The organism is Algoriphagus lutimaris (assembly GCF_017051705.1).
In the GTDB taxonomy this organism is placed as follows: domain Bacteria; phylum Bacteroidota; class Bacteroidia; order Cytophagales; family Cyclobacteriaceae; genus Algoriphagus; species Algoriphagus lutimaris.
The window spans coordinates 75,438-94,953 of the sequence record NZ_JAFIDJ010000002.1 but is presented as its reverse complement, the minus strand read 5'-3'; the positions used below and the strand labels follow the sequence as shown (position 1 = coordinate 94,953).

General features: G+C 39.0%; 17 protein-coding genes and 1 tRNA gene. 8 read left to right on the top strand and 10 right to left on the bottom strand.

From position 1 onward, the window contains the following. Nucleotides 1–33 precede the first annotated feature (33 nt). Nucleotides 34–1,731 (top strand): 1-acyl-sn-glycerol-3-phosphate acyltransferase, encoded by a 1,698-nt coding sequence (locus JYB62_RS11225; RefSeq protein ID WP_205645537.1) that lies wholly within the window; start codon nt 34–36, stop codon nt 1,729–1,731. Beyond that, nucleotides 1,709–2,773 (top strand): NAD(P)H-dependent glycerol-3-phosphate dehydrogenase, encoded by a 1,065-nt coding sequence (locus JYB62_RS11220; protein ID WP_205645536.1) that lies wholly within the window; start codon nt 1,709–1,711, stop codon nt 2,771–2,773. The genes JYB62_RS11225 and JYB62_RS11220 overlap by 23 nt, the downstream gene beginning before the upstream one ends. Nucleotides 2,774–2,787: 14 nt before the next feature. On the opposite strand, the gene JYB62_RS11215 is transcribed toward JYB62_RS11220, so the two are convergent. Both JYB62_RS11215 and fbp read right to left on the bottom strand, forming a co-directional pair. Next, on the bottom strand, nt 2,788–3,987 hold the full coding sequence (locus tag JYB62_RS11215) for a PQQ-dependent sugar dehydrogenase (protein WP_243431543.1): 1,200 nt from the start codon (nt 3,985–3,987) through the stop codon (nt 2,788–2,790). Between the two features lie 50 nt (nt 3,988–4,037). Then, complete coding sequence (gene fbp, locus JYB62_RS11210) at nt 4,038–5,072, bottom strand: class 1 fructose-bisphosphatase (protein ID WP_205645535.1); 1,035 nt, start codon at nt 5,070–5,072, stop codon at nt 4,038–4,040. 56 nt (nt 5,073–5,128) lie between these two features. On the opposite strand from fbp, the gene JYB62_RS11205 reads away from it, so the two are divergent. Then, nucleotides 5,129–6,406 (top strand): aspartate kinase, encoded by a 1,278-nt coding sequence (locus tag JYB62_RS11205; protein WP_205645534.1) that lies wholly within the window; start codon nt 5,129–5,131, stop codon nt 6,404–6,406. Nucleotides 6,407–6,475: 69 nt separating this feature from the next. Continuing rightward, a complete protein-coding gene (locus JYB62_RS11200; protein ID WP_205645533.1) occupies nt 6,476–7,594 on the top strand; it encodes a Gfo/Idh/MocA family protein in 1,119 nt (372 codons plus the stop codon). An 8-nt stretch (nt 7,595–7,602) separates the two neighbouring features. Here the strand turns inward: JYB62_RS11200 and JYB62_RS11195 are convergent, their stop codons facing one another. The 3 genes from JYB62_RS11195 to JYB62_RS11185 are packed head-to-tail and all read right to left on the bottom strand — an operon-like array spanning nt 7,603 to nt 9,452. Continuing rightward, complete coding sequence (locus JYB62_RS11195; RefSeq protein WP_205645532.1) at nt 7,603–8,109, bottom strand: GNAT family N-acetyltransferase; 507 nt, start codon at nt 8,107–8,109, stop codon at nt 7,603–7,605. After that, entirely contained in the window at nt 8,099–8,974 is an 876-nt protein-coding gene (locus JYB62_RS11190; RefSeq protein WP_205645531.1) for a fructosamine kinase family protein, read from the bottom strand. The genes JYB62_RS11195 and JYB62_RS11190 overlap by 11 nt, the downstream gene beginning before the upstream one ends. Continuing rightward, nucleotides 8,967–9,452, bottom strand: a complete 486-nt coding sequence (locus tag JYB62_RS11185; protein WP_205645530.1) for a low molecular weight protein-tyrosine-phosphatase — start codon at nt 9,450–9,452, stop codon at nt 8,967–8,969. Before JYB62_RS11185 ends, JYB62_RS11190 begins: the two co-directional genes overlap by 8 nt. Nucleotides 9,453–9,642: 190 nt before the next feature. On the opposite strand from JYB62_RS11185, the gene JYB62_RS11180 reads away from it, so the two are divergent. The 4 genes from JYB62_RS11180 (at nt 9,643) to panB (ending at nt 13,184) form a co-directional block, all read left to right on the top strand. Continuing rightward, complete coding sequence (locus JYB62_RS11180; protein WP_205645529.1) at nt 9,643–10,893, top strand: 3-deoxy-D-manno-octulosonic acid transferase; 1,251 nt, start codon at nt 9,643–9,645, stop codon at nt 10,891–10,893. Then, nucleotides 10,883–11,806 (top strand): ribosome small subunit-dependent GTPase A, encoded by a 924-nt coding sequence (gene rsgA / locus JYB62_RS11175; RefSeq protein ID WP_205645528.1) that lies wholly within the window; start codon nt 10,883–10,885, stop codon nt 11,804–11,806. Before JYB62_RS11180 ends, rsgA begins: the two co-directional genes overlap by 11 nt. A gap of 61 nt (nt 11,807–11,867) precedes the next feature. Next, entirely contained in the window at nt 11,868–12,359 is a 492-nt protein-coding gene (locus JYB62_RS11170; RefSeq protein WP_205645527.1) for a phosphoribosyltransferase family protein, read from the top strand. Between the two features lie 3 nt (nt 12,360–12,362). Further along, nucleotides 12,363–13,184 (top strand): 3-methyl-2-oxobutanoate hydroxymethyltransferase, encoded by an 822-nt coding sequence (gene panB, locus JYB62_RS11165; RefSeq protein ID WP_205645526.1) that lies wholly within the window; start codon nt 12,363–12,365, stop codon nt 13,182–13,184. A 53-nt stretch (nt 13,185–13,237) separates the two neighbouring features. Here panB and JYB62_RS11160 read toward each other — a convergent pair whose 3' ends face one another. From JYB62_RS11160 to JYB62_RS11140, 5 genes are all read right to left on the bottom strand, one after another. After that, complete coding sequence (locus tag JYB62_RS11160) at nt 13,238–14,446, bottom strand: glycoside hydrolase family 57 protein (protein ID WP_205645525.1); 1,209 nt, start codon at nt 14,444–14,446, stop codon at nt 13,238–13,240. Beyond that, nucleotides 14,443–15,732: a glycosyltransferase family 4 protein gene (locus JYB62_RS11155; protein ID WP_205645524.1), complete on the bottom strand. Its 1,290-nt coding sequence runs from the start codon at nt 15,730–15,732 to the stop codon at nt 14,443–14,445. The genes JYB62_RS11160 and JYB62_RS11155 overlap by 4 nt, the downstream gene beginning before the upstream one ends. Nucleotides 15,733–15,742: 10 nt before the next feature. Beyond that, nucleotides 15,743–17,659, bottom strand: coding sequence for an amylo-alpha-1,6-glucosidase (locus JYB62_RS11150; protein ID WP_205645523.1), 1,917 nt, complete (start codon nt 17,657–17,659; stop codon nt 15,743–15,745). 339 nt (nt 17,660–17,998) lie between these two features. Then, nucleotides 17,999–18,075 (bottom strand) — tRNA-His (locus JYB62_RS11145). A 77-nt stretch (nt 18,076–18,152) separates the two neighbouring features. Continuing rightward, nucleotides 18,153–19,496: a dihydroorotase gene (locus JYB62_RS11140; RefSeq protein ID WP_205645522.1), complete on the bottom strand. Its 1,344-nt coding sequence runs from the start codon at nt 19,494–19,496 to the stop codon at nt 18,153–18,155. Nucleotides 19,497–19,516: the final 20 nt, after the last annotated feature.

Here is a 19,516-nt window from a genome sequence, read left to right as displayed (position 1 = left end):
TATCTTTGAAGCGTTTTTAAAATTGAATTCCACTTGGAGGAGAAATATCTAAAACATAAGTACGATCCAATCATTCCTAGTAAGAATGAGTGGCCGGTAGTCAAACTGGCTAGGGAGCGTAAAGAGTTTGTCAAGAAAGTTTCAGATTTGGCCGAGGATAGAATTCTCGATCTGGCAGATCAAAACCCTGATATATTAAAAGAGGAGTTGGAAACAACTCTTTATAGAGAGAAGTTGCGGATTAAGCAAAATTCCTGGGTTGTTGATCCGGATGATGAAGGGTCTTTTTGGGGAGAGGTAAAAGCATCTTTACTCCAAATCAACACCTCTACAGATCTTTCTAAAGAAAAAAGGCTTCAGGGTTATAAATCGATTTTAAATAGAATCACCTCCCGCTATGCTGAAGAAATAGCCAGTAATTTCAAACATACCCACTATAAGTTTACCCGTAGTGTGGTGACTTTTGGCTTTTCAAGATTGCTAAATGCAGCACGGGTGAAAGGATTTAAATCTATTTTCAGTAACCAATACACCCTTCAGGATAAAATTCAAATCACTGGAGAAACAGACCAGTTAAGAGACTTGGCCACCAAAGGAACAGTAGTGATGGTTCCTACTCATTTCAGCAATTTGGATAGTATTCTCATCGGCTGGACCATTTCAGTTCTCGGCTTACCTCCCTTTATTTATGGTGCTGGATTGAACCTGTTCAACATTTCTATTTTCGCCTATTTTATGGATTCACTTGGAGCCTATAAAGTGGACCGACGGAAAAAGAATCTGCTGTATCTGGAGACTTTAAAGACTTATTCAAAAGAAGCAATTAAGTTTGGATGCCATAGCCTATTCTTTCCCGGGGGAACCAGGTCTCGAAGTGGAATGATTGAATCGCGTTTGAAACTGGGGCTGCTAAGCACTGCAATTGAAGCACAAAGAGCTAATTTCCAAGAGCAGAAAAATGATATTTCCGGTAAAGTATTCATCGTTCCTGTCACGATCAATTATCATTTTGTTCTGGAAGCTCCTAGCTTGATCCGGGATTATTTGAGTATCACAGGGCAAGAGCGGTACTACAAGGAAAATGATGAGTTTTCCAACTCTTATAAGATTTCAAAATTCCTCTTTAAGTTCTTTACCAAAGGATCGGATATTTCTGTCTCAATAGGAAAAGCAATGGATGTCCTAGGGAATTATGTGGATGAAAACGGGGATAGTCTAGACAAAAAAGGAAGAAAGATCAATACCCGGGATTATTTTGTTTCCGATGGAGAAGTAACCGTAGATCATCAGCGGGAAGAGGAGTATACCAACATGCTTGGTAGAAGAATCGTGGAGGAATTCCATAAAATCAACCGGGTTTTCAGTTCCCATTTAGTGGCATTTACGGCCTTCGAAATGATTAAGGCCTCGAATAATAAACTGGATTTGTTTGATTTGATTCGTTTGCCAGAAGAGGATATTACAATTCCCTATGAAGAGTTTAAAGTCAATTGTCAGCGGGTGATGGATCAGGTATATGAGTTGAAAAGTCAAGGACTGATTAATGTAGCTCCACATCTCCAGCAGGATATGGATGCGATTATTTCTCATGGATTGGATAACGTGGGTATGTACCATGCAAAACGACCTTTAATTAGGGATTCAGAAGGCGATATCGTCACAGAGGATATGAGCTTACTTTATTTTTACCATAATAGATTAACCGGATATGGTCTCGAAAAACTCTTCTAAACCTCAAGAAAAATGTATTGGGGTAATCGGAGTGGGGAGCTTCGGTACCGTGATAGCCAATATGCTGGCAGAGAAGAACCAGGTCATGGTTTATGCTAGAAAAGAGGAGGTGGTCCTAGAAATAAACACCGTCCATTCGGCACAAGGGAAATCACTAAATCCCAATATCAAAGGAACAAGTAGTCCTAAGGAAATCTGCGAAGCTTGTGAGGTGCTGTTTTTGATGATCTCTTCCTCTGGATTTCAAGATGTAGTCCAGTCCTTTGCTCCCTATCTTTTTCCTTACCATTTGGTGATTCATGGAACAAAGGGGCTTTGTCTGAATCTTGAAAAAGGTCAGACTTTGGATTCTGTTAAAAAAATAAAAAGGTCCCAAATCCTGACCATGAGCGAAGTGATCTTGCAGGAGACAGTGGTAGTGAGAGTAGGTTGTTTGGCTGGTCCAAATCTTTCTAAGGAATTGACTCAAAGTTTACCTGCGGCCACAGTTATTGCGAGTAAATACAATGAGGTAATTTTGGAAGGGCAAAGTTTGCTACGGTCTGAGAAGTTTCAGGTATATGGAAACTCTGATATTATTGGAGTGGAGTTAAGTGGGGTATTGAAAAACATTATTGCCATTGCTGCTGGTGCTTTAGCTGGCTTAAAGCTGGGGGAAAATGCAAAAGGACTGCTCATTTCAAGAGGTATGGTGGAGATGGTTCATCTCAGCAATGCACTTGGAGGTAGTGTCAAATCCGTGATTGGATTAGCAGGAATAGGGGATTTGGTTACGACCTGTAATTCAGTTAATTCCAGGAATTTTACCGTCGGATTTAGATTGGCAAATGGGGAAAAGCTGGATGAAATCCTTGCGAGCATGGACGAGGTGGCAGAGGGGATCAATACCATTCGTGTGATAAAAGCATTTTTGGAAACTGCAGATTTAAGGGCGCCAATCACCGAATATTTATATCGGGTTTTGTTTGAAAATTATGATATTAAAGAGGCACTTCAGTTTTTGATGAAATACCCCTTTAATGTCGATATTGACTTTTTTTGATAGATTTTCAATTGTTATCTGATGGGAATAATTTTTACCATCAAGCCTGTGCCTTCAGTAACTGCATAGATATAGCCATCAGGACTTTCTTTCACTTGTCTTACTCTACCTATATCTTGAAGCATGATCTCTTGAGAAAGAGCTTTGTCTCCGTCCATATCCACTCTATTGATATGCATTTTCGCTAATGCTCCAATCAAAATATCTCCTTTCCAAGCAGGGTATTTGTCAGAAGTTACCATGGTAATTCCTGCTGTTGCGATAGAGGGAACATAATAAGTAACTGGCTGTTCCATTCCTTCTTTTTCGGTGATTTCGGTTAGTATGGAGCCATCATAATTTTTACCGTAAGAGATCACTGGCCAACCATAGTTTTTACCTTTTTCGATCAAGTTTAACTCATCACCACCCATTGGGCCATGCTCTGATTCCCAAAGTCTATTATTTTCTTTGTCAAAATAGAGGCCTTGCGGATTTCTGCTTCCATAGGACCAGATAGTAGGAATTGCTCCAGGGCTGTCTACAAAAGGATTGTCTTCAGGAATTCTTCCATCATCATGAATTCTATGGATTTTTCCATGAGAGTTAGTTAATTCCTGGGCATTCATAGCGGGATTAAACCGGTCACCACTGGAATAAAATAAATAGCCATTATTGTCAAATACAATTCTACTTCCATAATGATTGCCACCTTTCCAAGCAGGTTGGGACTGGGTTAATTCTTCCTGATCTACCGCATTATATCCGTCAAGCCTGAATCTCATAATTGCAGTAGTTGTTTCCTCTTCTGTTACTGGCTTGGCATAACTAATATAGATCCATCCGTTTTCACCATAATTTGGATGAGCTTGAATGTCCAATAACCCACCTTGTCCTTTAGTGGATACCTCTGGAAGACCTTGGACCTTTTCACCAGTAAATTGGTCATCTTTGAAAACAAGGATTTCTCCTCTTTTTTCAGTGACCAACATGGTGCCGTCACTTAACCAGGTCATGCCCCAAGGATTTTCAAATTCTGTGTAAAGCGTGTCAACGTTGAATAATAATTTATCTGACTGAACCGCGTAAGTTTCATCGATTGGTTCAGCGGGGGCTTCTTCTGATACAGTGGCTTTTTGTTCGCAAGCAAAAAGTAAAGCAGTACCAAAAGCAAAGGCGCCTATTTGGGTGAATGATTTTGAAAGGATCATAAAGTTAGTCTTATATTTAATCATGAAGATAAGATAAGTTTATCTTAAAATGGATTTCAAAACGTAGGTTTGGTTTAATTGGTTGAAAATTCGGTTTTTTCGGAGAACCGTATGGCCTCAGCTACCATGTTTTTTGATCCGATCAGCAAAGGAGTTCTCTGGTGAAGGCTGGTAGGTTGAATTTCAAGAATTCGTTTATTCCCATCCGTTGCCACTGCACCCGCTTGTTCGGCGATGAAAGCAAGGGCATTAGCCTCATACATCAGGCGTAATTTTCCATTGGGATTCTTTTTGGTGGCAGGATAAATGTAAATTCCACCTTTTAACAGGTTTCGGTGAAAATCTGCTACCAGACTTCCGATGTATCGTGCTGAGTATTTTTTTGTCTTACAAGTGTCGATATATTCCTTTATTCCTGGATTCCAATCTTCTTGCGTTCCTTCATTGATGGAGTAAATAGAACCTGATTCAGGAGCCTGTATCATAGGGTGAGAAAGGAAGAACTCTCCAAGTGAGTGCTCGTAGGTAAATCCATTGACACCAAAACCAGTGGTGTAAACCAACATGGTGGACGATCCATAAAGTACATATCCAGATGCTACCTGTTCGGTCCCTTGCTGCATGATGTCTTCCTCAAGAATAGGACTTCCAACAGGAGTTTTTCTCCGATAGATTGAAAAAATAGTACCGATGCTGATATTGACATCAATATTGGAGCTGCCATCTAAAGGATCGATCGCAACCACATATTTTCCGGATTTATTATTTAAATCTATTACAGCATCCTCTTCTTCGGAAACTATGGCACAGACTTCGCCTCCTTTACTTAATGCACGGATAAATCTAATATTGGCAATGATATCGAGTTTCTGCTGTTCTTCACCTTGTACATTGGTGTGGCCAAAGGCTCCACCAATGTTGGAAAGTCCAGCTCTATTGGTCTCTCTATTGACGATCTTTGAGGCTAAGGCGATATCTCTCAATAGCTGAGAGAGTTCCCCTGAAGCAAATGGAAAGTCACTTTGTTTTAATTTAATAAATCGGTCTAGTGTGGTACCTACTGAGTAAGCTAAGCCGCTTTGATCGGGCTGGTATGATGAAATTTTCATGTATTAGAAAAGTGCAAAAATTGATTTGACATATACTAAATTAGGAATAAATATTCATGGCAAAAATGGTTGTTTATAAATTTGGAGGAGCTTCAGTCAAAGATGCTGAAGCAATCAAAAATTTAGCTGAAATTCTCCGTAATCGATTGCGAAGAAATATGGTAATTGTTGTTTCTGCCATGGGCAAAACCACCAATGCGTTAGAGTCTATATTAGAATTAAAACTCAGTGGAAATGATTATTCTTTAAATAGTACAAAATTAAAGGGGTTCCATTTTCAGATTTGTTCTCAATTATTTCCAGATAAACATCGGGTTTTTTTATTGCTAGAAAACCTATTTATCGCATTGGAGAAAAGACTTGAATTTGACTTGAACAAGGAGAATTATGATGAGTATTATGATTCGGTAATAGGGTTTGGAGAACTATTGTCTTCTAGGATTGTAATGGAGTATCTCTGTCAGGAAGGAATGATTACTTTATGGAAAGATGCTCGGGAATTTATCAAGACCAACAGTGACTATCGATTTGCAAAAATCAATTGGCCTTTGACGAAAGCTCTCTGTCAAAGTCAACTGAAACCTTTGTTGGAAACGTATCCAATCGTGACACAGGGGTTTATTGGGTCTAATGAGCAAGGCCTTCCTACTACCTTAGGGAGGGAAGGGTCTGATTTTTCAGCAGCTATTTTAGCAACCTCCTTGAACGCCCAGTCAATTACTATTTGGAAAGATGTGCCTGGTGTGTTGAATGCTGATCCAAAGAGGTATTCCGATACGGTGTTGTTTCAGGAAATCGGGTATGAAGAGGCTGCTGAAATGACCTATTATGGGGCTTCGGTAATTCACCCGAAGACGATCAAGCCTTTGGCGATCGCTGGGATCCCGCTTTTTGTCAAATCATTTTTGAAGCCTGATTCTGATGGTACTAAAATTCATCGAACCGAACATATGGTCCAAGTTCCCACTTACATTGTCAAAGAGAAACAGCTCCTGGTAAGCTTTAAAGTGACAGATTTTACATTTATTGAAGAGAAGCATATTCATCAGGTGTATGAGCAGTTAAGAGCTCTGAAGCTTAGGGTAAATATGTTGCAGATTTCTGCAATTAGTATTTCTTTGGTGATGGATTCTCAATTGTTTATGCTTGAGAGGTTATTGGCCAACCTAAAGCCTTTTTTTGAAATCAGGTATAATGAGGGACTGGAATTACTCACTATTTTACATCCAGGTCAAATATCCATCAAAGAACATTTGGAAGGGTATGAAGTCCTATTAGAACAAAGTACCCGGAACACCATTCAAGTAGTGAGGAGAAAAAAGGTGGAAAATTAGTCTTTATCAGGTTCTTTTGCCTGATTTTGAGTATTTTCAAAAACAAGATAACCTCCACCTCAAATTTTTATGAAAACCAGAAGAATCTTCCTACAAAAGGCAGGCATGTCAGCTTTAGCTTTGAATCTTTCCCCTTTTTCTCCTCTATTAGGAGCGAATGAAAAATTAAACATAAATGCAATGGACGAAAAACCTTTAAGAGTAGCCATCATGGGGTTAGGCAGTTATGGCAGTCGTGTTGCCCGTGCTATGAAAGATTGTAAAAGGGCAAAATTAGTTGGGGTAATCAGTGGAACTCCCTCCAAAATTGAAGCTTGGCAAGAAGAGTACAATATTCCTGCAAAAAACTGCTACAATTATGAGACCTATTCCCAAATTAAAGATAATCCGGACATTGATGCAGTTTATGTAATTACACCCAATGGACTCCATAAGAAACATGCGATTGGGGTGGCAAATGCAGGTAAACATGTGATTTGTGAAAAACCAATGGCAGTGAATGCCTCTGAAGCAAAGGAAATGGTGGACGCATGTAAAGCTGCCGGTGTAAAATTACTCATTGGATATAGGATGCATTTTGAGGCCAAAACCCAAGAAGTGATTAAGATGAGGATGAATGGGGAATTCGGAAAAATCTTATTTTTTCAAGGACTTAGTGGCTTTATAATTGGTGACCCTACACAGTGGAGACTCAATTATGAGTTGTCTGGGGGAGGTGCTATGATGGATATTGGTATATATTCCATTAATGGAGCCCGATACATGATTGGAGAAGAGCCCATTTGGGTGACTGCTCAGGAGACCAAAAATAATCCAGAAAAATTCAAAGAGGGGGTAGATGAAACGATCCAATTTCAAATGGGGTTCCCAGGGGGTGCCGTAGCGTCTTGCCTGTCTACTTATAGTATGAATAATTTGGATAAGTTTTTCCTGAATGGCTTAAATGGTTTTGCAGAAATGCAACCTTCCACAGGCTATGGCCCAATAGAAGGTAGGACCCACAAAGGTCCATTAAACCATCCTCATGTCACGCATCAAACCACTCAAATGGATGAAATGGCAGCGATCATTCTGGATGGGAAAAAACCTTTGGTTCCAGTTGATGGAGAAGAGGGATTGAAAGACATGGTGATTATTGATGCAATTTATAAAGCAGTAAAAGAAGGAAGGAAAATTTCTTTAGTCTAATAAATTGATTAAAGCGTACGCTGCATAAATATTAAGTCCAGCCATTGATCAAATTTCCGGCCTACTTCTTTAAATCTCCCCACTTCCTGAAAGCCTAATTTCCTATGAAAATGGAGACTGTTAAGGTTGCTTGCATCTACTCCTCCAACCATTAGGTGAAACCCTTTTTCTTTCGCATGGGTAATTAGGTTTTCCATCAATGAATATCCTATTCCTTTCCCCCTATATTGGGAGTGGATATAAACGGAATGCTCTATGGTGAATTGATATGCTGGTTTGGGCCTAAATGTACCGTAAGTCGCGAAGCCTACAATTTGGTTTTCTCGTTCTGCAACCAGAATAGGAAATCCTGCTCTTGCTTTTTCTTGAAACCAGTGGTTTTGGAATTCTAGGGTTTTTGGCTCATAGTCATAATTGACCGTAGAGTGGACGATTTCATGATTATTAATATCCAAGATTGCCAGTAAGTCTTTTTCCAAGGCAAAACGAACCTTTGTCTCATTTTCAACGGACATATCGCAGTATGATTCTTTCAATTCCAGGAAGGTAGGCTGTTCCGAATAAGTTTAAATGAACGAGCAATGGATATAAATTATAGATGCCCATTCTGGCTTCAAAATCAGGCTCCAATGGTATAATAGACTCATAGGATTGATAAAACCTAGAATCAAATCCTCCAAAAAGTCTGCTAAAAGCAATATCCATTTCTCTATGTCCAAAGTAAACTGCGGGATCAATCAAGCATGGTTGGCCTTCCGGGTTACATAGAACATTTCCTGACCATAAATCTCCATGGAGTAAAGAGGGTTTTTCAGGGGGAATAATTTTTTCTATTACTTGGTAAATAGATTGGAATTTTTTTAAAAAATCCAGAGGGATTAACCTGTCAAAATAGGCTTTGCCTAGTAAGGGCTCCAATCTTTGTTCAATGTAAAAGTCTACCCAATTGGATGTTTGTAGATTTCTTTGACTTAGGGTGGCGATGTAATTGTCCTCTGGGAGTCCAAATGATTTGCTGGTTTTTAAATGTAAATCTGCTAATCCATAGCCTAAGGTTTCCCAATAATCGAGTTGATATCTTCCAGAGGGGATAAATTCAGATAATAAATAATTGTAATCTCCGACCCTTCCACAGCCGAATGTTTCAGGGATTTGGAGAAAAGTGTTTTTTCTTAGGTAATCTAGGCCTTGAGATTCTTTGTTAAGGATGTCTTTTTCATGGTCAAAGTTTAATTTGAGAAAGAAATTTCCATCATTGGTTTCAATACGGATTCCTTGATTGTGGTTACCTGCCGCTACTAAGGAGGCTGATTTTAATTTTACCTGTGGGCCCAGGCTTTGGTAAAGTACTTTTTCATAGATATCATTCAAATCATACATAGAGTTGATGTGTCTCTATTACTTTCTCAAGAAACTTATCGATTGCGGTATCTAAAATTTTATAGATTTCTTCGAAGCCTTCCTCACCACCATAATAGGGGTCTGGGACAGATTTTCCTTCGGATCCAGGGACAAAATCTCTCATGAGATGAATTTCCTTGTCGGGGAACCCAAACCTTGTTTTCATATTGTTAAGGTTTCTTAGGTTGCTATCATCCATGGCAAGGATATAATCAAAATCCCTAAAATCTGTGCGGTTGACTTGTCTTCCTCTATGATTAATTGGGAGTCCATATTTTTTTCCAATCAAAATAGTTCGTTCATCAGGAAGCTCACCAATATGGAAGTCTGATGTACCAGCACTATCTGATTTAAAAGTTGCGGGAAGGTTCGCCTCTTTGATTTTTGCATCAAATATGGCTTCTGCCAAAGGAGACCTGCAAATATTACCTAAACAAACAAATAAAACTCTAATCATATCTTATTAACTCCGACCGATTTTTTTTAAAAAACAGATGCTTTTGAAAGTACTTAATTTTAAGGTTAAATGCACGTGAGATTTTTTATTTTTTTTAGTCGAAATAAAAATAAAAGCATTTTTACTGGATTAATTCAAACCCTTGGTGTGTCATGCTAAAGATGTCATAGCGTTTGGCTACTTTTGGCAAATGAATTTGCTGTATAGAATAGCGATCGCACTGATAACCTATTTATTGCCTTTAGCGGGCTTATTTAGTGCAAAGATTAACCATTTTTTAAAAGGTAGAAAGGGTCTGCAAAAGAAACTGTTGATTTTTAGATCGAAGAACTCTGGAAATTTGGCCTGGTTTCATGTGGCGTCTTTGGGAGAATACGAACAAGCAAAGCCAGTCATTGCCAAATTAAAACTTGAAAGACCTTCGGTTTTAATTGTGGTAAGTTTCTTTAGCCCATCAGGTTATGACATCGCGACAAGGAAAACGCAGGTTCATGTAGATTATATTACTTATTTGCCTTTGGATAGAAAATCATGGGCTTTTGACTTTGTAAAAACTTTGAATCCGAGCATTGCTTTTTTTGCAAAATATGACCTTTGGTATCATCATATTTTAGCGTTATCACAGAATAATGTGCCTATCATTCTTTTTTCAGCTTCTTTCAGACCGACTCAAGAATATTTTAAGTCAGATGGTTTCTTCAGAAGTATTTTATTCAAACTGGATCAAATTTTTACTCAAAATCAAGGTAGTCTGGATCTTTTAGATCAAATAGGATACGCTAAAGGTCTTTTAGCTGGGGATACCAGGTTTGATAGAGTAATGGAAACGGCCCGTTCTCCAAAGACTTTTCCTGAAATCGAATCTTGGGTACAAGGTAAAAAAGTCATGGTGTTGGGATCTGTTTGGGAGGAGGATATGAAAATAGTCATTCCGCTTATTAATCAGGTAGAAGATTATTTATGGATTATAGCTCCCCATGATTTGTCACCTGAACCAATGGATGCTTGGGCGAATTCCATTCGACTCCCTTCTATCAAATATTCCGAGACTAAAAATTTTGGGGGAAAGCAGGTCTTGTTTATCGACAATATTGGGATGCTTTCTTCTTTATATCAGTATGGAGATTTGGCTTATGTGGGAGGAGCTTTTGGAAAAGGGCTGCATAATATTCTAGAACCTTTGGGATTTGGAATTCCAGTACTTTTCGGTTCTTTAAAAAATACTGCCAAATTCCCTGAATCAGAGCAAAGCGTGAACGAGGGTTGTGGTTTTTCAGTAAATAATACCGAAGAGCTGAAAGAAGTATTTGAAAAAATGCAGGTAGAGGAGTATTATCAGTCTGCAATACAAGCGGCGAATCTGTGGGTTTCAGCTAACTTGGGAGCAGCAGAAAAGATAATCAATCGGGTTTTGTTAAATTATCCACTCAATGGAAGGTAGAGTTATAAAGTCAACTGGCAGCTGGTATGTCGTCAAAACCGATTCGGAATTTATTTCGGCAAGGTTGAAGGGCAAGTTCAAGCAGGAGGATTTGAAGTTAACTAACCCTATTGCGGTGGGAGACTGGGTTACTTTGTCGAAAGAAGAAAACCAGGAAACAGCGATTATTTCAGCGATTCATCCGAGAGAAAATTATGTGATTCGTAAATCCACACGAAAACAGCATTTCTCGCATATCATTGCCAGTAATTTGGATCAGGCGATGCTGGTAATTACCATGAAAAAGCCTCGGACTTCTTTAGGGTTTATTGATCGTTTTTTGGTTAGTACAGAGAGTTTTAGAATTCCGGCTATTTTGGTTGTGAATAAAGTGGATCTTCTGGAAGGGGAGGATGCGGAAGATTGGTTGCTTGATATCCATGAGATTTATGAACCCTTAGGTTATCAGGTATTAGAGGTCTCAGCTTTAAATGACAAAGATTTATTGGATAAATTTCACCCCCTACTTCAAGGTAAATCTACGTTGATAGCAGGTCATTCTGGGGTTGGTAAATCAACGCTTTTGAATAAACTTGTTCCGGAAGCATCACAAGACACCAAAGAGATTTCTGGTTTTAGTGCTAAAGGAGTTCATACAACTACCTTTGCTGAGCTTTTTCCGGTGAAGGGGGGAGGTGATTTGATCGATACTCCTGGAATTAAGGAATTTGGCATTTTGGATGTGGAGGACTACGAGTTATCACATTATTTTCCAGAGATGAGAAAATACCTCGGTGAATGCAAATACAATAATTGTCGACACATCAACGAACCTGGCTGTGTCGTTCGGAAGAAAGTAGAAGAAGGTTATATCCATCCTTATCGTTACCAGAGCTATCTCAATATCCTGAATGAGGAGGATTCCTACCGTTAAGCATTTCTTAATTTTGAAACCTTAGAGAATTGGTCTAATTTTCAAATCACAATTTTATCCTATGAGCGAAGTACTCAATCATCATCAGATCAAGAAAAAAATCACACGGATGGCATTTGAGATTTATGAAAGAAATCTCAATTCCGCAGGAGTAGTTTTTGCGGGAATCACCGGAATGGGAACCATTTTAGCTGATTTATTAGCCCAGGAGTTACGAACTATCTCTCCATTAACTATTGAGGAAATTGAAGTTATCTTGGATAAAAGCAATTTACACTCTGAGGAGATTGAGTTGTCTGAAGAGATCGAGCTTTCCGGAAAAACATTAATTCTTGTAGATGATGTGTTGAATACTGGGAAAACGCTTGCTTACGCGATGAAACCTTTTCTAGACAAAGAATTGTATAAGATGGAGATAGCAGTGTTGGTGAATAGAAGCCATGGCCAATTTCCGATCAAACCGGATTATACTGGATATGAACTTTCTACTACTCTAAATGAGCACATCAAGGTGGATTTTTCCGGTGAGCAATATTCTGTCCATTTACTTTAAACCATGTCTGTTCATTCTTCAGCAAATATTAAAAGAATCACCACTCATATCCTTCAGGAAATGAAAAACCGTGGTGAAAAAATCTCAATGCTTACTGCCTATGATTTTTCGATGGCAAAAATCGTAGATGATGCAGGAATTGATATTATTCTTGTAGGAGACTCTGCTTCCAATGTGATGGCAGGTCATGAAACCACTCTTCCTATTACATTGGACCAGATGATCTATCACGCCTCTTCTGTAGTGAGGGCTGTCAGTCGAGCCTTTGTGGTGGTGGATATCCCTTTCGGTTCTTATCAGGGGAATAGTTCTGAAGCTTTACGTTCTGCAATTCGAATTATGAAGGAATCAGGAGCTCACGCCATCAAGGTTGAAGGCGGCGCTGAGATTAAAGAATCTGTAGTTCGGATTTTGAGTGCCGGTGTTCCCGTAATGGGACATTTGGGTTTGACTCCACAGTCTATTTATAAGTTTGGAACTTATAGTGTCCGAGCTAAAGAATCGGTAGAAGCTCAAAAATTACTAGAAGATGCCAAGTTATTAGAGGAGTGTGGGTGTTTTGCAATTGTGTTGGAAAAAATACCTGCCTCTCTGGCTAAAAAAGTAGCAGAATCAGTGTCAATTCCAGTCATTGGGATAGGAGCAGGAGGAAATGTAGATGGTCAAGTGTTAGTGGTACACGATTTATTAGGGATTACCCAGGAGTTCAAGCCGAGGTTTTTGAGACAATATGCGGATTTGCAATCTGTCATGATGGATGCATTTACCAATTACATTAAGGATGTTAAAAGTCGGGATTTCCCCAATGAATCAGAGAGTTATTAAGAGTGAAAAAATGAAAGGCCGGATTAACCGGCCTTTTTTGGTTAATGGGACTTTTATGCCTCTACAGATACGCCGGATTTCTCTTTTAGTCTAATCATAAAGTCACTGAGTACATTCATGTAATTGATAAATGCATCATAGGGTGAATCATAAGGGCTAAAATAGGAATGTATATCTCCATCAGAGAAGAATTTGGTACACATATAATAGAAATGGTCAGAAGTCTGTAAATACCTCCAGTCCCTTTGTATTTCTTCGTCCTCTATGGTGTTGACCAATTTTTCAAGATCATATAATCGATCAAATGCCTCGTCTTGTAAATCATTACCGAGCCAAGCGGTTAGATCTCGTTCTTCATCTGCCCAGGAAATAGGAATTGGCACATGGATTTTGCCAACTGGTGGAATTTTCGAAGCTACTTCTGAAGGAGTCGAGAAAGAAAAGTTGGTTTTCGTAAATACTGCTTCAGGAAGGTGTTTCATGAATTCAAAAATTCCTGTCTCAGCCCACTGGTGTTCTCCAAAGGTTTCGTAATCCATGAAGAGGTTTAGAGTTTCTTCTTCATTTGGAATCGCATTGATCCAATTGATGAATTTTTCAGTAGTCAATGGGTAATCATCCCAGGATTTATTTCCGAATCTAAAGGCGATGTCATCACTCAGCTGGAAATTTTTCAATAAAATTTTCAGTTTTGGTTCGATGCTATTCACATATACATAATTAGGGCTTTTCCATCCCAGAATATGTTTGGCACCTTCTGTTAGCATGGCATCGTAACCTAATTCGGATACCATGGCTCCGATTTCGTCAGAATAGATTAATTCGGTATTTCGGAACACCCTTGGAGTATAGCCATTAAATAACTCCTTGATTTTTGCCTGATGTTTGTATACCAAATCTTTAAATTCATCCTTGCTTTTTAAGGAGGCCAGGGAATGGGAATACGTCTCATTTAGGAGTTCTACGTGACCCGTATTGACAAGTTTCTGGAAGCTTTCCAGAACATCCGGAGCATATGCCTGCATTTGATCCATGAATGTACCTGAAATGGAGAAACTTACTTTAAACGCTCCATTGTACTGATGAATCAAATCCAAAAGTAATGCATTCATAGGTAAGTAGCATTTCTGGGCTACTTTTCTCATAATGGATCGATTGCTAAAATCATCCCAATAATGATGATCTTCACCAATGTCAAAAAAGCGGTAAGGTTTAAGGCGAAAGGGTTGATGAACTTGAAAATAAAAGCAAATAGTTCTCATGATCTTTGGGATAAAGTTTTTTCGTATACGGTAACAAGCTTAGCGGCTACATGTTCCCATTTTAATTTCTTCAATTCTTCACTTCCGAGCTCTTTAAACATTTGAGATATACCCTTATAATGCAAAAGAGCAAAAATGGCGTCAGCCATCGCGTCAATATCCCAAAAGTCAATTTTTATAGCATTGGTTAAGACCTCAGCTACTCCTGATTGTTTTGAAATAATAACAGGGGTATTATGTCGCACGGCCTCCAAAGGGGAGATTCCAAAGGGCTCAGAAACGGATGGCATGACATATACATCTGAGATAGCATACATGTGATCCACATCTTTTCCTTTAAGGAACCCCGTGAAATTGAATTTGGTAGCGATTCTTAATTCAGCTACGCGATCTATCATTCGATTGAGTAAATCCCCTGATCCTGCCATCACAAAGCGAACATTTGGGTCCCGGTCGATGACTTTCTTGGCAGCTTCCACAAAGTATTCTGGGCCTTTTTGAAAAGTAATTCTTCCCAAAAAGGTCACGATCTTTTCAGGTACTTTTTTCTTAAAGGTGGATTGAATAATACTGGCATCCAATACGGCGTTGTGCAATACTGAAACTTTTTCAGCAGGGATACCATATTTTCTGATGATGATATTTTTGGTTAACTGACTTACGGCGACCACATGATCAGCGGCTTGCATTCCAGCTCTCTCAATGTCATAAACCACTTGATTGACGGATTCTCCAGACCTATCAAATTCGGTGGCATGTACGTGGGCTATTAATGGTTTACCACTTATTTCCTTAGCAGCAATTCCAGCTGGGAAAGATAGCCAGTCGTGGGCATGAATTAATTCAAAATCACTTCTGTCTCTGGCAATTTGAGCTCCTGTCAAGGCATATCTTGAAACTTCCTCCATTAGATTTTTGCCATATTTCCCACTGAATTCGTACTTCGTGGAAAAAATACTTTCATCTACGTCTGTTCGATCATGGATGGCATAGTCCGTGAATTTCTTATACTCCTCTGGGCCCAAATAAGGGACCAAAAAACTGCTGACTTCTAGATAAGTTAAGTTCTTCCATATTGATTTGAACCTCTTTTCTCTATAATCAATGGTGACATCACTTGCATTAACAAAATCAGCCATAGGTTCTTCATCTCCCCAAAGCTTTGGGACAACAAAAATAATATCTTGGTTATGGTGGCAAAGACCTTTTACCAAACCATAACAAGCAGTTCCAAGTCCTCCAGAAATATGTGGTGGAAATTCCCACCCAAACATTAATACTTTCATAAAAAGCTAATTATATCTTTTTCACCAAATCCATCATACGAAGCAATTCTGCTACACTCCAAGCTTGTGAAACAGCTCCTTTCGGCCTGTGAGGAGGATCTCCATCGTATAATTCTGCAACTGTACCCACACCATATTGGGTCATTACCCCATCAAATCCTTTAATTATCTTTTTTATAAAGTTAAAAGAAGATTTACCGTGAAGTTTTATATATCCTTCTACAAAATGGCCTAATGGCCAAGTCCACACAGTGCCATTGTGGTATGCTTGATCTCTTGTAATTTGGTCACCAAAATAATATCCCTTGTAAGCATAATCGTCAGGCGAAAGGGATCTAAGCCCTCTTGTGGTAAGTAATTTGGATTTAACAATTTCTAAAACCTGGTCATTTTGGGATTCACTAAGCATGGTATAAGGAAGTGAGGTGGCAAATACCATATTAGGCCTCACCGACCAGTCTTTTTGATCTCCATTAACCACATCTGCTAAATATCCATGTTTTTCTGACCAAAACTCTTTCACAAAAGAGACTTTCGTTTTTTCTGCAAGAGCAAGGATTTTTTCATCTCCAGTAAGTTCATGGTAAAAACAAAGTGCATTGTACCATAGTGCTTGGATTTCTACTGGGCAGCCCATTCGAGGAGTAACGGGGCCCTCAGGGGTGACGGCGTCCATCCATGTAAGTGCTTTTCCTTCCTCCCCACCATATACTAATCCATTTTCCTGAACTTTAATATTGAAATCTGTTCCATTAATATAACCTTCAATGATTCCCTGCATCTTTCCTAAGTACCGATCTTTGATGGTCTTTAAGTCATTGGTGTAAATCACATATTGTTGCAATGACCAGAAGTACCACATAGGAGCATCGATGGAATTCATATTGGTCATAACTCCGCTTCCAACATTTGGGAATAGAGGTCCATGTAGATCTTTGGACATGCTGTCCATAATATCTAAAAATGTCTGATATTCACCTGAGGGTAATGTTAAGCCAGGTGCTGCAACAAAGGTATCTCTTCCCCACCATCCAAACCAAGGATATCCGGCTATTATCCTGGTTTCTCCATTTCTTTTTCTAATAAATTGTCCCGCTGAATTCTTTAGGCAGTTTTCAAAGTTGTTTCTGGGAATTCTTCTTGCAATTTCTTTTTTAAAAGCTGCTTCTCTAGTTTTCGGGTCAGCTTCTGTCAGTCCTGCAGAAAGAATTACAGACTCTCCTTTGGTAATATCAAACTCAAAGTAACCCGGCACATATAAATCTTCCTGGTAGTCATACCCTCGTTCACGTTCCTGGATATATTCTATATTGTAATACCAATCTGGAGCAGGTATAAATTCGCCTTTTTTGGAAAGCTGCATGTAGAGAGGGTCATATTTTTCATACAATTGAAATTTGACCCCATTGGGAGCTTTGTTGAACTTTTTGTTGATAAAAGTATTCGCTTTCATCAAGTTATGGTAGGGCCTAAACGCTAGGAACGGAGCGACACGGATCTTGGTAGGAGAATGCGCGTCCAATAAGGTATATCGAATCATTACGCGATCCCGATTGGTGTCCAAAATCAGCTCTTTCTGAAGTAGAACGCCTCCAACTCGGTAAGTCAGCTTTGGGATCGGTTCGGAATCAAAATCTTCCAGATATTTATGGCCTCTGGGTGAATAATTGCCAGGAAATTTACTGATCCCTAAATTGAAGCTAGCCCCATGCTGAATCACCGTTTCGTGTACTGTAGACAACATGACATGATTCTGGGAATCAATTTGAGGTTGGGGTACCACTAGAAGGCCATGATATTTTCGAGTATTGCACCCTATGATGGTAGTGCTGGTATAGGTGCCAGATCTATTGGTTCTGATGATTTCACGGTCCAGAGAATAATTTAAATTAATCAGCTGGGTTTTATCAAAATGGATGTAACTCATAATAAATCATTGAATAGATTTAAAAATAGAGTTTTGTATCCATAAGAAAAATATTATAGAAAAAAATAAAGGTTATGTTTCCATAACCTTTTGATTTTTTTAAGATAATCAGGAATGAAGCCCCTCTTTTTGGAATTCTTCAAAATTTTTCAGGGACTCTTCAAATTTTGAAATGTAATTTTTAGTCATCCTTACATTGGTGCGCTTCACTACCGGGAATTTCGGATAAGATTGGAACAAAGTAAACATAGCAAATTGGTTTAGTTTAATGTCTAAATGACAAATGTTATGCCAGTTAGAGCTTCTTAAAACAAGAAAACCCCTCGAAAAGAGGGGTTTTGGGGTGAAAGACCGGGTTCGAACCGGCGACCTCTGGTGCCACAAACCAGCGCTCTAACCAGCTGAGCTACAATCACCATTTTTCATTTGAGAGACTTGTCTTCCAAATGGTTTGCAAAAGTAATTATTAAGATATTCCAGTGCAAGGTTACAGTTAATAATTTCTTAAAAAACTTATTCTCTCCCCTTTTTTCTCTTCATGGAATGTTCCTTCTTCGTACGCCAAGTGTCCAGAAACGATCGTATGTGTTACTTTAGATTGGAATGTATGTCCCTCAAAAGGAGACCAGCCACATTTGGAAAGAATATTACTTTTTTCAACGGTCCAAGGGTCATTCAGATCGACTAATACTAAATCAGCAAAATATCCTTCACGAATATATCCTCTATCCTTGATTTCAAAAAGGATGGCCAAGTTGTGACACATTTTCTGAACAATCAATTCTAAGCTGATTTTACCTTGATGGTAAAAGTCCAGCATAGCAACTAGGCTGTGTTGATTTAACGGGCCACCTGAAGGTGCTTTGGTATAAAGTTGAGCTTTTTCTTCCAAGGTATGCGGAGCATGATCTGTAGCAATCACGTCGATGGTTCCATCTAAAACGGCATTGAATATTGCCTCTCTGTCTTTGGAGGTTTTTACAGCTGGGTTCCACTTGATCAGATTTCCCTTTTCTTCGTAATCCTCTTCAGAAAACCACATGTGGTGAATGCATGCTTCAGAGGTTATCTTTTTGTCTTTCAATGGAATAGAATTATCAAAGAGTTCTAATTCCTTGGCAGTACTGATATGAAGTATATGGAGTTTTGTCCCATATTTTTTAGCCATGGCCACAGCTCTGCTAGAGGCATCGTAACAAGCTTCTTCTGATCTGATTTTTGGGTGAAATTTAACAGGAATATCCTCTCCGTAAATTTCTTTGAATGAGTCCAGGTTGGCTTTAATGATGTTGTCATTTTCGCTATGAATGGCAATCAAGGTTTTACATTTCTCAAAAATCTTTTCGAGTACATGCGGATTGTCCACCAACATATTGCCCGTAGAGGAACCTTGAAAGACTTTGACACCGCAGACGTTGGTGGGGTCAACTTTTAAGATCTCTTCCAGGTTATCATTCGTTGCCCCGAAAAAAAAGGAATAATTCGCCAAGGAAACTTCTGAAGCCCGTTTGTATTTTTCTTCCAAAAGTTCAATTGTGGTGGATTGAGGGATGGTATTGGGCATTTCCATATAGGTGGTGGTTCCACCAGCAACTCCCGCTTTTGCTTCCGTATATATCTCCGCTTTATGGGTTAATCCAGGCTCCCTAAAGTGGACTTGGTCATCAATTAATCCTGGAAGCAAATATTTTCCTCGTGCATCAATATGGGTGTCAGCGGTCTCAGAGCTTAAGTCTGACCCAATTTTGGCGATTCTTCCATTCATTACTAAAACATCACCCGGACTTATCCGGCCTTCATTGACTATATTTGCGCCTGTGATTAAAATACTTTTCATCGATTTATCGGATTCATTTA

Coding starts and splice junctions, on each gene's coding strand:
- JYB62_RS11180 (WP_205645529.1), top strand. CDS start 9,643: ATGAATTTGCTGTATAGAATAGCGATCGCACTGATAACCTATTTATTG.
- JYB62_RS11200 (WP_205645533.1), top strand. CDS start 6,476: ATGAAAACCAGAAGAATCTTCCTACAAAAGGCAGGCATGTCAGCTTTA.
- JYB62_RS11205 (WP_205645534.1), top strand. CDS start 5,129: ATGGCAAAAATGGTTGTTTATAAATTTGGAGGAGCTTCAGTCAAAGAT.
- JYB62_RS11150 (WP_205645523.1), bottom strand. CDS start 17,659: ATGAGTTACATCCATTTTGATAAAACCCAGCTGATTAATTTAAATTAT.
- JYB62_RS11190 (WP_205645531.1), bottom strand. CDS start 8,974: ATGTATGATTTGAATGATATCTATGAAAAAGTACTTTACCAAAGCCTG.
- JYB62_RS11170 (WP_205645527.1), top strand. CDS start 11,868: ATGAGCGAAGTACTCAATCATCATCAGATCAAGAAAAAAATCACACGG.
- JYB62_RS11195 (WP_205645532.1), bottom strand. CDS start 8,109: ATGTCCGTTGAAAATGAGACAAAGGTTCGTTTTGCCTTGGAAAAAGAC.
- fbp (WP_205645535.1), bottom strand. CDS start 5,072: ATGAAAATTTCATCATACCAGCCCGATCAAAGCGGCTTAGCTTACTCA.
- JYB62_RS11140 (WP_205645522.1), bottom strand. CDS start 19,496: ATGAAAAGTATTTTAATCACAGGCGCAAATATAGTCAATGAAGGCCGG.
- JYB62_RS11215 (WP_243431543.1), bottom strand. CDS start 3,987: ATGATTAAATATAAGACTAACTTTATGATCCTTTCAAAATCATTCACC.
- JYB62_RS11220 (WP_205645536.1), top strand. CDS start 1,709: ATGGTCTCGAAAAACTCTTCTAAACCTCAAGAAAAATGTATTGGGGTA.
- JYB62_RS11185 (WP_205645530.1), bottom strand. CDS start 9,452: ATGATTAGAGTTTTATTTGTTTGTTTAGGTAATATTTGCAGGTCTCCT.
- rsgA (WP_205645528.1), top strand. CDS start 10,883: ATGGAAGGTAGAGTTATAAAGTCAACTGGCAGCTGGTATGTCGTCAAA.
- panB (WP_205645526.1), top strand. CDS start 12,363: ATGTCTGTTCATTCTTCAGCAAATATTAAAAGAATCACCACTCATATC.
- JYB62_RS11155 (WP_205645524.1), bottom strand. CDS start 15,732: ATGAAAGTATTAATGTTTGGGTGGGAATTTCCACCACATATTTCTGGA.
- JYB62_RS11160 (WP_205645525.1), bottom strand. CDS start 14,446: ATGAGAACTATTTGCTTTTATTTTCAAGTTCATCAACCCTTTCGCCTT.